General features: G+C 69.4%; 8 protein-coding genes. 7 read left to right on the forward strand and 1 reads right to left on the reverse strand.

Annotated elements, in window-relative coordinates:
- Nucleotides 1-34: 34 nt before the first annotated feature.
- Complete coding sequence (locus HMPREF3121_RS04020; protein WP_070520075.1) at nucleotides 35-1,858, reverse strand: hypothetical protein; 1,824 nt, start codon at nucleotides 1,856-1,858, stop codon at nucleotides 35-37.
- Nucleotides 1,859-2,159: 301 nt separating this feature from the next.
- On the opposite strand from HMPREF3121_RS04020, the gene HMPREF3121_RS04025 reads away from it, so the two are divergent.
- The 7 genes from HMPREF3121_RS04025 (at nucleotide 2,160) to HMPREF3121_RS04055 (ending at nucleotide 9,567) form a co-directional block, all read left to right on the forward strand.
- Entirely contained in the window at nucleotides 2,160-5,189 is a 3,030-nt protein-coding gene (locus HMPREF3121_RS04025) for a DUF4040 family protein (protein WP_070520077.1), read from the forward strand.
- Nucleotides 5,186-5,629 carry a cation:proton antiporter subunit C gene (locus tag HMPREF3121_RS04030; RefSeq protein WP_083291260.1) on the forward strand — a complete coding sequence of 148 codons (444 nt, stop codon included), beginning with the start codon at nucleotides 5,186-5,188 and terminating at the stop codon, nucleotides 5,627-5,629. Before HMPREF3121_RS04025 ends, HMPREF3121_RS04030 begins: the two co-directional genes overlap by 4 nt.
- 8 nt (nucleotides 5,630-5,637) lie before the next feature.
- Nucleotides 5,638-7,275 (forward strand): monovalent cation/H+ antiporter subunit D family protein, encoded by a 1,638-nt coding sequence (locus tag HMPREF3121_RS04035; RefSeq protein ID WP_083291264.1) that lies wholly within the window; start codon nucleotides 5,638-5,640, stop codon nucleotides 7,273-7,275.
- Entirely contained in the window at nucleotides 7,272-7,865 is a 594-nt protein-coding gene (locus HMPREF3121_RS04040) for a Na+/H+ antiporter subunit E (RefSeq protein WP_070520079.1), read from the forward strand. The genes HMPREF3121_RS04035 and HMPREF3121_RS04040 overlap by 4 nt, the downstream gene beginning before the upstream one ends.
- Nucleotides 7,858-8,133 (forward strand): monovalent cation/H+ antiporter complex subunit F, encoded by a 276-nt coding sequence (locus HMPREF3121_RS04045; protein ID WP_141742964.1) that lies wholly within the window; start codon nucleotides 7,858-7,860, stop codon nucleotides 8,131-8,133. The genes HMPREF3121_RS04040 and HMPREF3121_RS04045 overlap by 8 nt, the downstream gene beginning before the upstream one ends.
- Nucleotides 8,134-8,136: 3 nt before the next feature.
- Nucleotides 8,137-8,493: a monovalent cation/H(+) antiporter subunit G gene (locus tag HMPREF3121_RS04050; protein WP_070520083.1), complete on the forward strand. Its 357-nt coding sequence runs from the start codon at nucleotides 8,137-8,139 to the stop codon at nucleotides 8,491-8,493.
- Between the two features lie 816 nt (nucleotides 8,494-9,309).
- The gene (locus HMPREF3121_RS04055; RefSeq protein ID WP_070520085.1) at nucleotides 9,310-9,567 is read left to right on the forward strand and encodes a hypothetical protein; all 258 of its coding nucleotides are present in this window, start codon (nucleotides 9,310-9,312) and stop codon (nucleotides 9,565-9,567) included.
- Nucleotides 9,568-9,807: the final 240 nt, after the last annotated feature.

The raw sequence follows: 9,807 nt of genomic DNA on the forward strand, positions 1-9,807 counted from the left end.
GCCCGGCGGCGGGTTTTTCCGCCGCGGGCCGGGGTCAGGGCTTTTCTTGCGTGACGACGCTTTCGTCTCCGCCGTCCGCCCCATCGTCCGGGTCGGCGGCGTCCGCGGGTTCGGCGTCCGGGGCCTCCGCATCGTCATCGACCGGGGATTCCGAAACCGCGTCGTCGGTCGAGTCGGGAGTGGGTGCCTCCGCCGTGGCCGCCGTGGACTTGGCGGCTTCGGGCTCTGTGGTTTCGGATTCGGCGGCCTTGGGCTTGGCGGCTTCGGTCTCGGCCTCCTTGGGCTTGGCCGCCTTGGTGGCCGCCTTGGTGGTGGCGGGCGCGGTCACGGTGGCGCGGCGGCGGCCGGCGCCGAACCGGTCGACGAGCGCACCGATGACCACCAGCGCCAACAGCACGCCGGCGGACGAGCCCCACATCAGGGTCGACCCGTCGTTGCCCAACGCCGTCAGCGCCGCCGTCGGATGATGCAGCGGCAGCAGGGCGGCGACCACTCCCCACGCGGTCGCCATCTCGGCGCCTCCCGTCGCAGCCGATGCGGCCGTGCGCCACACCCACCCGATGACGCCGACCTGGACGAGCATGCCGACGACGATCACGAAACGGCCCCACGACGCCCCGAACACCGCCAACACGGCACGGGCCAGCGCCGTCGCAGCCAACGCGGCCAACGCCAACACGATCACGCTCGTCGCACCGCGCAGCAGGTCCAAGCCGTCGGCCATGATGAACAGCACCAACGCGCCGATCGCCACGATGCCCGCCAGCGCACCGGCGAACGCGCCGCCCGGCAGCACCCGCGACCACACGCCCCGGCTCGCGGCATCGCCACCACCACGGACATCACGGCCATCTCGGCCGCCCCGCCCCGGAGTCGCGATGAGCCACAGCGCCGACGCCGCCAGCATCACCAGCGCGGACACCAGGAACGCCAGGGTCGGCGCGAGCGTCGCGTTCGCCCCGGCCTCGTCGCCCTCGCCGTCGATCAATCCCGCCGCGGCGAGCTGTTCGCCGGTCGGCACGGGCATCGCCCGGTTGGCCTCGCTGACCTTGTCCGCGACGGTCTGGGCCATCTCGTCGAGCCGAGGGGCACCGTCGTTGAGCTCCTTCAGGCCGCCGTCGATCTTCTTGGCGCCCTCGTCGAGCTCCTCGGTGGCGGTGCGCAACTCGCCTGCGCCGGCGGCCGCGCTGAAAATGCCGTCGCGGTACGGAGCGCCCGGCGTGTTGAGCTGGTACGACAACTCGTCGGCGCCCCTGCGGAAACGCTCGGCCTCCCCGGCCAATGCGTCGAAGTCGACGGCGCCGAGCTGCCGCTCGAGGGCCTCCAGGTTCTCCACGGCCGTCTGATCGCCGGCGGCGCGCGCCGACTCCTTCGCCGGGCCGATCGTCGCCTCCACCTGTCCGATGGCGACGTTGACCAGGCCGATGCCGTCGGCGATGGCCCCCGCCCCGCCGGCGATGTCGCTCGCCCCGCCGCCGAGCCGGCCCGTGGCGACCTGCAGTTCGTTGAGCCCGGAGGAAAGATCGGACGCGCCCTCGCGGATCGCACCGGTGCCCTCCACCAATTCGGTGCCGCCGTCCTTCAGTTCGCCGATGCCCTCCGTCGCCCGGCCCATCCCGGCGTCGAGGAACCCGGCCTGGGTATTGGCCTCTCCGATCGCCCGGCGCGCCTCCTGCACCTGCGCGACGTCGATGCCGGGCACCGGGCCGGGGGCGTGGCCCTCCTCCGCGCCGTCGGCGATCCAGGCCGACGACAGGCCCATGCCGGATCCGGCGACGTACGCCGCGCCGACGATCAGCGGGAGCATGAGAAGCAGAGACAAAAACGCGCGGCGAACGCCGACCTTCCGGGGAGCCATGACCCCAAGTTATCGGCCGCGCGGGCGATGTCGTGGGTGCTACGCCGAAGGGCCCGGGGGTGGTGTCGCGCACCGCGGGCTTTCCGACGCCGATGCGCGAAAAAAGCGGCGCGGGGGCACCCGATGGCCGTCGCAAAGCACCGGGCGGAGATATATGACAACGCGCCTTTCTCCGCATTTCCCAAAGTCAGCGGCGCCCGACCCGGTTGATAGGGTGGAAAACGGCCAAAATACCCGATCCGAGCCGGCCGTGGGCCGCCGGATCCCATCGATTCTCTCCATACAGGAAGGCGACCCCGTCGTGACATTGCTCAGCGTCCCGGCCCTGGTCGCGGTGGCGCTGGCCCTCACCCCCTTATTCGTGAAAGTGCTCGGCAGGCATGCCGGTTGGCCGATCGTGGCGTTTTTCGTCGCCGCCATCGTGCAGCTGGTCCGCCTGGCCGGCGGCGTCCTCGACGGGGATGCGGTCACGTGGGGGATGACGTGGGCCGGTGCGCTGCTGCCGGGCGGAACCGGGGTGGACTTCGCGCTCCGCCTCGACCCGCTATCCCTCGTGTTCGCGCTGCTCGCGCTGGTCATCGGTTCGGTGGTGTTCATCTACTCCACCGCGTACCTGCCGCCGAAGGGCGGCACCATGAGCTTCTACGTCCTCATGACCGGGTTCATGCTGGCCGTGCTGCTGCTCGTCCTCGCCGACGACGTGGTGCTGCTGTTCATCGGCTGGGAACTGGTGTCCATGGCGTCCTTCCTGCTCATCGCCCGCTCCGGGTCGTCGGGCGAGGCCGGTTCGCTGCGCACCCTGCTGCTGACGTTCACGGGCGGCCTGCTGCTGCTCGCCGCGCTGGCCGTGGCGGTGTGGGCGACGGGCACCACGAACCTGACCGAGCTGCTGGCCCACGAGGTGTGGCGTCCCGGCGGCGACGCCACGGTGACCACGGTCGTCGCGGTGCTGGTGGCGTTGGGTGCGTTCACCAAGGCGGCGCAGGTGCCGTTCCAGGCGTGGCTGCCGGAGGCGATGGCGGCGGCGACGCCGGTGTCGGCGTTCCTGCACGCCGCGGCGGTGGTCAAGGCCGGCGTGTACCTGCTCATCCGCTTCGCGACGGCGTTCTCGCACGTGCAGGCGTGGCAGATGCTGCTCATCGTCGTGGGCATGACCACGGCGGTGTCCGCGGCCGTGTTCGCCATCCAGCAGACGGACCTGAAGCGCCTGGTGGCGTACTCGACGGTGTCGCAGCTGGGTTGGATCGTCGCCACGATCGGCGTGGGCACGCACTTCGCCATCGTCGCCGCGGTGGTGCACACGCTGGCGCACGCGCTGTTCAAGTCGTCTTTGTTCATGCTGGCCGGCACGGTCGACCATCAGACGGGCACGCGCGACATCCGTCGCCTGGGCCCGCTGTGGCGCCGCATGCCGTGGACCTTCGGGTCGATGGTGATCGGCGCGGCGTCGATGGCGGCGATCCCGCCGACGCTGGGCTTCCTGTCGAAGGAGGGCATGCTCGAGGCGTTCACCGATGCCCCGCTGGCCGACGCCGGCGTGGTGGTGCTGCTGGTGGCCGCCACGATCGGCGCGATCGCCACGTTCACGTATTCGGCGCGCCTGATCTTCGGCGCGTTCGTCGACGGCCCCCGCGACATGTCCGAGGTCCGCGAGGCGCCCGTCGCCCTGTGGCTGCCCGCCGCGATCCCGGGCGTCGTGTCGCTGCCGCTGGCGTTCTTCGTCGGCCCGCTGCTCGACGGCCCGCTCGATTCGGTGTCCCGCACGGTGCTCGGCGGCGGCTACGCCGAGACGCACCTGGCCCTGTGGCACGGCGTCAACGTGCCGCTGCTCATTTCTGTGGGCGTGCTCGTCGTCGGCGTGCTGCTGGTGCTGATGCGCGGCCGGATGAACGAGGCCCTGGCGGGCCGGAAGCTGTTCCCGTTCACGGGCGTGCAGGCGCTGTCGTTCGGAACGCGCGCCGCCGGCCGGGTGGGCCGTTCCTTCGCGGCGATCGGCGATTCGCATGCGCCGACGCGCCACCTGCTGCCGATGTTGTCGGTGCTCGTGGTCTACGCGGGTGCGGTTCTGCTGGCGCCGGGCCTCGGCGGCATGGAGCTGCCGGACAAGATCGACGGCATCGATTCGTGGATGGACCTGATCCCGTTGACGGTGGTCGTCATCGGCGTCGTCGCCACGATGCAGGCCCGCAATCGCCTGCAGGCGGCGGTGCTGTTGGGCGTCACCGGCACGGGCGTGACCCTGCAGGTGCTGCTGTTGGGTGCGCCGGACGTGGCCATGACCCAGTTCCTGGTGGAGGTGCTAACGGTCGTGCTGATGATGCTGGTGCTGCGTCACCAGCCCCGCGCCTTCTCGGGTACGGGCCGCAATCGCCGCATGGTCGCGGCGGTGGTGGGCGTCGGCGTGGGCCTGGCGACCTTTGGCGCGGTGTGGACCCTGACGGGTCGCCGCGACAAGCCGGAGATCGCGCAGTGGTACCTCGAGGAGGGCCCGAAGATCACGTCGGAGAACAACGTGGTCAACACGATCCTCGTCGAGTTCCGTGCCTTCGATACGTTGGGCGAGCTCGCCGTGCTGGGCATGGCGGGCATCGCGATGGCCGCGGTGGTGGCGTCGATGCCGCGGTGGCCGCATCACCCGGGTCGTCCGGGGCCGCTGCCGCAGCCGGGTCTGAATTCGCTGCCGTTGCGCAGGCTGGTGCGGTGGATGACGCCGCTGCTGCTGGTGCTGTCGGTGATCGTGCTGTACCGCGGCGGCAACGAGCCGGGCGGCGGCTTCAATGCGGCGTTGATCGGTTCGTCGGCGCTGATGCTGAAGTACCTGTCGAATCCGGATGACCGCCCGCTGATGGGCCGCAACGTGCCGTACCTGTTCAGCGGTTTCGGCGTGATCGTGGCCATCGTCATCGGTTTCGTCGGTTTCCTGGAGGGCTCGTTCCTGGCTCCGCTGCATGGCACGGTGGCCGGGCAGCATCTGACCACGGCGTTGATTTTCGACGTGGGCGTGTACCTGGCGGTGCTGGGCATCGTGGCCACGGCGCTCAATCATCTGGGCGGGCCGACTCGTCCGGGGTCGCCGAAGTCCGATGATGAGCTTGGCCCGACGGTGGTGCATCGCACGGGGCTTGCCGTTCCGCCGCAGCAGAAGCCGGATCAGGCCGTCGCCGCGGATTCCGCGTACGGGGATCCGGCGGGCGAGGGCGTCCCGGACGAGCTTTACGACGGCTCGTCGGGGCATGGTCCGGTCTCCGGGTCCGGTGCCGGCGGGGATGGTCCCGGCGGTTCCGGCGGCGGCGAGAAGAACGGTTCCGACAAGAAGGAGGTGCGGGCATGATCATCGCGCTCATCGCGGCCGTGCTCGCCGGCGGCGGCGCGTACCTGGTGCTGCAGCGCGGCATGGTGCGCATCATCATCGGGATGACGTTCATCTCGCATGCGGCGAACCTGATCATCCTGTCGACGGGCGTGGGCGCCTGGCGGCAGGAGCCCCTGATGGGCAATGCGGAGGCGGAGACGGCGGCGGATGCGCTGCCGCAGGCGTTCGTGTTGACGGCCATCGTCATCACCATGGCGGTGACGGCCTTCATGTTGGCGATGTCGGCCCTGGGCCGCGACGACGACACCCGGATCCGCGAGGACCGGGAGGCCAATGCCCAGTTGTCGACAGCCGGCCGCAAGGCCCGCCGCCTGCGCCCGGCCGACGCCGGTTCGGGTGCGGGAGCGGTTCGGATGGAGCACTACCCGCCCGTATCGCCCCAGGACGGTGATCGCTGATGACCGGCATGTCCGCGGAGACGGTCTCCGCTCTGCTGCCCCTGGTGGCGATTCTTCCGCTGTTGTTCGCCGGCGTCGCCGCGGTGTTGCCGTGGGCTCCGGTGCGGGTGGCGCTGTCGATCGCCACTCCGGCCGGCATGGCCGTGGTGGCGTGTGCGCTGCTGTACCGGGTGATGGACTCCGGCCCGATCGGCCACAACGTCGGCGGGTTCCCCGGCGGCGTGTCCATTCCCTTCGTCGCCGACGCGTTTTCCCTGCTCATGTTGGGCGTGGCGTCGATGGTCGTCTTCGCAGGCGCGTGGTTCGCGCAGGTCGCCGGCGAGAACAAGTCGCGCTTCTTCGCGTCGCTGACGCTGATGATGTTGGCGGGCATGGCCGGTGCGTTCCTCACCGCCGACTTGTTCAACTTCTTCGTGTTCATGGAGGTGATGCTGCTTCCGTCGTACGGCCTGATCGCGGTGACGGGCACGTGGCATCGCCTCGCGGCCGGCCGGTCGTTCGTGCTGGTCAATTTGATGACGTCGACGGTGCTGCTCATCGGCGTCGCCCTGGTGTACGGCTCGGTCGGCGCGGTGAACATCGCGCTGCTGGCCGGGTCGGCCGCGGGCGGCGGGCCGGGTGCGGTGGCGCTGGGTCTGGTCATCATCGCGTTGAGCGTGAAGGCGGGTCTGGCGCCGGTGCACACGTGGCTGCCGCGCACCTACCCGTCGACGTCGCCGGCGGTGATGGCGATTTTCTCGGCGGTGCACACCAAGGTGGCCGTGTACATGCTGTTCCGCATTTACGTGGTCATCGTGGACATGGATCCGTCGTGGCGGTGGCCGATCATCGTCCTGATGGGGGCGTCGATGCTGCTGGGCGCCTACGCGGGCCTGGCGGAGTCGACCATGCGCCGGGTGCTGGCGTACCAGATGGTCAACGGCATGCCGTTCATCCTGGTGGTGCTGGCCTTCACCGACGGCGACGCCTCCGCCGTGTTGGCCGCCGGCATCTTCTACGCGCTGCACCACATGGTCACCGTCGGTTCGCTGGTGCTGGTCTCCGGCGCGATCGAGGAAACGTACGGCACGGGCACGTTGTCGCGCCTGTCGGGGTTGGCCCGGCGGGATCAGCTGGTGGCGTGGGTGTTCGCGGCGATGGCGTTTTCCATCGTCGGCTTCCCGCCGTTTTCGGGCCTGTGGGGCAAGGTCGGCGTCGTCGTCGCGGCGGCGTCGGGCGGAGACGCCCGGTCGGCGGTGGTCATCACCGTCATCGTCCTGGCGTCCCTGGGCGCCCTGTTGGCGATGGTCCGCTTGTGGCGCGGCGTGTTCTGGGGCCGCCCGATGCAGGGCATCGACGATTCGCTGCGGGTCCGCGGGGCCCTGGCGGCGCCGTCGGTGTTCCTGGCGGCGGTCAGCGTGGCGATGTTCGTCTTCGTCGGCGTCGTCGCCGGGTGGACGGGTGCGGCCGGCGACGCGCTGGTCGACGTGCCCGCCTACGTCGAGGCCGCCCTGGGCGACCCTGCGGAGGCGATCTCCTACGGCAACCTGGACAACGTCGACATGGGCGGCGCAGCCACCAACGGCGTCGGCATGATCGACGGCGTGGGCAACGACACGGGCGTTTCGGCCGCGGCCGAGTCCGCCCGGGAAGGGGCGACCCGATGAGCATCCTGCACATTCCCGCCTACGGCGCGTGGTTGACCGGTCAGGTCGTCATCGCCGCGACGGAGGTGATCGCGGATACGTTCCGGGCCAGGCAAAAGCAGAAGCCGATCCTCATCGGCATGCCGCTGCGCATCACCACCGACACCGAGATCGTGGGTTTGTCGGCGTCGATCACCATGACGCCGGGCACCCTCGTCTGCGGCATCCGCGCCCTGGAGGGCGGTCGCCGCATGTTCATCGTCCACGCGGTGTTCGGCGCGGATTTCGAGGGCGTCTGCGATTCGCTGTACGACATGGAGGAGCGCATGTCCCCGCGGGTGCGCGATCTGCCCCGCCCGGAGGCCTTCGTCTTCGACGACTACGACCCGGAAGTGCACTCCGACCCCGACGAGGTCATCGGCACCGCCGCCGAAACCGCGCAGGGGCTGCCCGGCCTGCCCGACTCCGTCACGGTGGTCGACGACCCGATGGAGGACGACGTCATTCCGGAGCCGGCCACCGATGGCGGTGGGCCGGGCGACCTGAACGCCGGCGTCGTCAAACATGATGACCCGGCCCCCGCCGATCGAAAGGAGAACCGCCATGACTGACTCCGTGGTGCAGGTCATCGCGGGCATCGGCGTCGCGCTGTGCTCGCTGGCGTTCGTGCTGACCGTCATCCAGGTGTTCCGCGTCAAGGGAAACGTGTCGCGTGCGGTGATGTCCGACGTCGCGTTCTTTTCGATGGTCGGCGTGTTCCTGACCACCGCCCTGCTGCGGGAAACGGCCATCACGTTCGACATCGCCATGCTGGCGGGCCTGCTGGGCATTCTGTCGACCGTCGGCCTGGCCCGCGTGATTTCGCGGGGAAGGAGATAAGTCATGGGCATCGGAGGAGTGATCACGACGGTCCTGTTCGCCCTGACCGTCATCGGCGGGTCGCTGTACCTGCTCGGTGCGGCGGTGGCCATGTGGCGTGCGCCGGATGCGCTGTCGCGCATGAATCAGCTGTCCGCCGGCGTCATGGTCGGTGCGCCGCTGCTGGTGGTGGGCAATGCGATCCTCGAGTTCGATCAGGGGACGTTGACGGTGGGCAAGGTGCTCACCGGGTTGCTGGCGATCGTGTCGATGCTCGTCGTCGCCACCGTCGCGTCGGAGGTGCTGGCGCGTGCCGTGCTCGGTGCGCGGGACGGGTCCGCCGAGGACCATTCGGATCGGCGGCCGACGAACGCGGGGTAGCCGCGGCGGATCAGGCGTCATCGCTGCGGGAGCCGTCGTGCGCCGCGTGTGCGGCATGAATGGCGCGTTGCGTCGCGCGTGCCGTGCCAATTGCCTTGCGACGCCACCGGGCCCCTCTCCCACCTTGCTGCGGGAGAGGGGCCCGGTGGCGTCTGGTCGGGATCTGATGGACGAGGTGGCCGGGGCGGGGGCGATGGGCAACGTCGCATGGCCGGATCGCGTGGCTCGTCGGAACCCGGCCGGAGGTGGAATCGCGCAGGTGGGGGCGCAGCCGGGGTAACCGAGACAGGTCGGGCATTCGTGTTACACCGGGTTACTGCACTACCCCCGAGCGGGGGCGAATGGCGCGGACCGAAACTCGGGCCAGAGTGTGCATTAGCTCACATCTTGCAGGGTAACGAAGGCGTAAACTCCGACGATCGAAAAGCGTCCCGAACAACACCCGGCACCCCACCCTCCACGCCCGTTTCTTAGGTGAGGCTCACTTTCATGAATGCCATTACCCAACCGTTTCCGCTGGCAGTGCCAAAATTAGAACGGGTTCACACCGTTAGCCATTCGCATGGCGCACATGAACGCCACGTAAACAACGCGTGTTCTGCACTTTTAGGGGTACGCCAATAAATCCGATAATCGAAGCGCCGGAAGACAATTGTCCGTACTCGCCGGGCCCGTGAACCCCATTGCGGAAAGCAAAGAGCGGTCTTAGTGTCTACCCCGAGAGATTCAGGGAGGCCTCAGGGGCCGACCGCCGGGGGCCCGCCGAGGGCCGCGGTTCTCAGCCACCACGCCATCCAAAAAAGGGGAGTCGTTCACATGGACGCCAACACCATTTCCGCCGCTGCCGAGCTCATCGAGGCCCTGCCCAACGGCCCGTACCTCGCCGTCGAGACCCCGTTCCCGGCCCTGGAGCAGATCGCCGGCCGCGACATCAACCTGGGTTCCACCTTCGGTGACATCAACCTGCCGTTCGGCGAGGACTTCCTCGACGTCGAGGTCGAGGACGACAACTCCACCCACGTCTCCGACATCCTGGACATCACCGCGGGCAACGGCGTCGCCGCCGGCGAGTAGTAGCCCCCTCCGGGTCATTTGATCCGGAAACCACGCGTGCGGTTCCGTCCGCGCGTACGGAAGTTCCCGTCCACACCGCCGCCCGAATTTCCGCCAACCAACTCTTTCAACTCCACGCAAAGGAAGCGCATCATGGACGCCAACACCATTTCCGCCGCCGCCGAGCTCGTCGAGGCCCTGCCCAACGGTCCGTACATCACCGTCGGCTCCCCGTTCCCGGCCCTGGAGCAGATCGCCGGC

The organism is Corynebacterium sp. HMSC11E11 (assembly GCF_001807025.1).
GTDB classification, from domain to species: domain Bacteria; phylum Actinomycetota; class Actinomycetes; order Mycobacteriales; family Mycobacteriaceae; genus Corynebacterium; species Corynebacterium freneyi.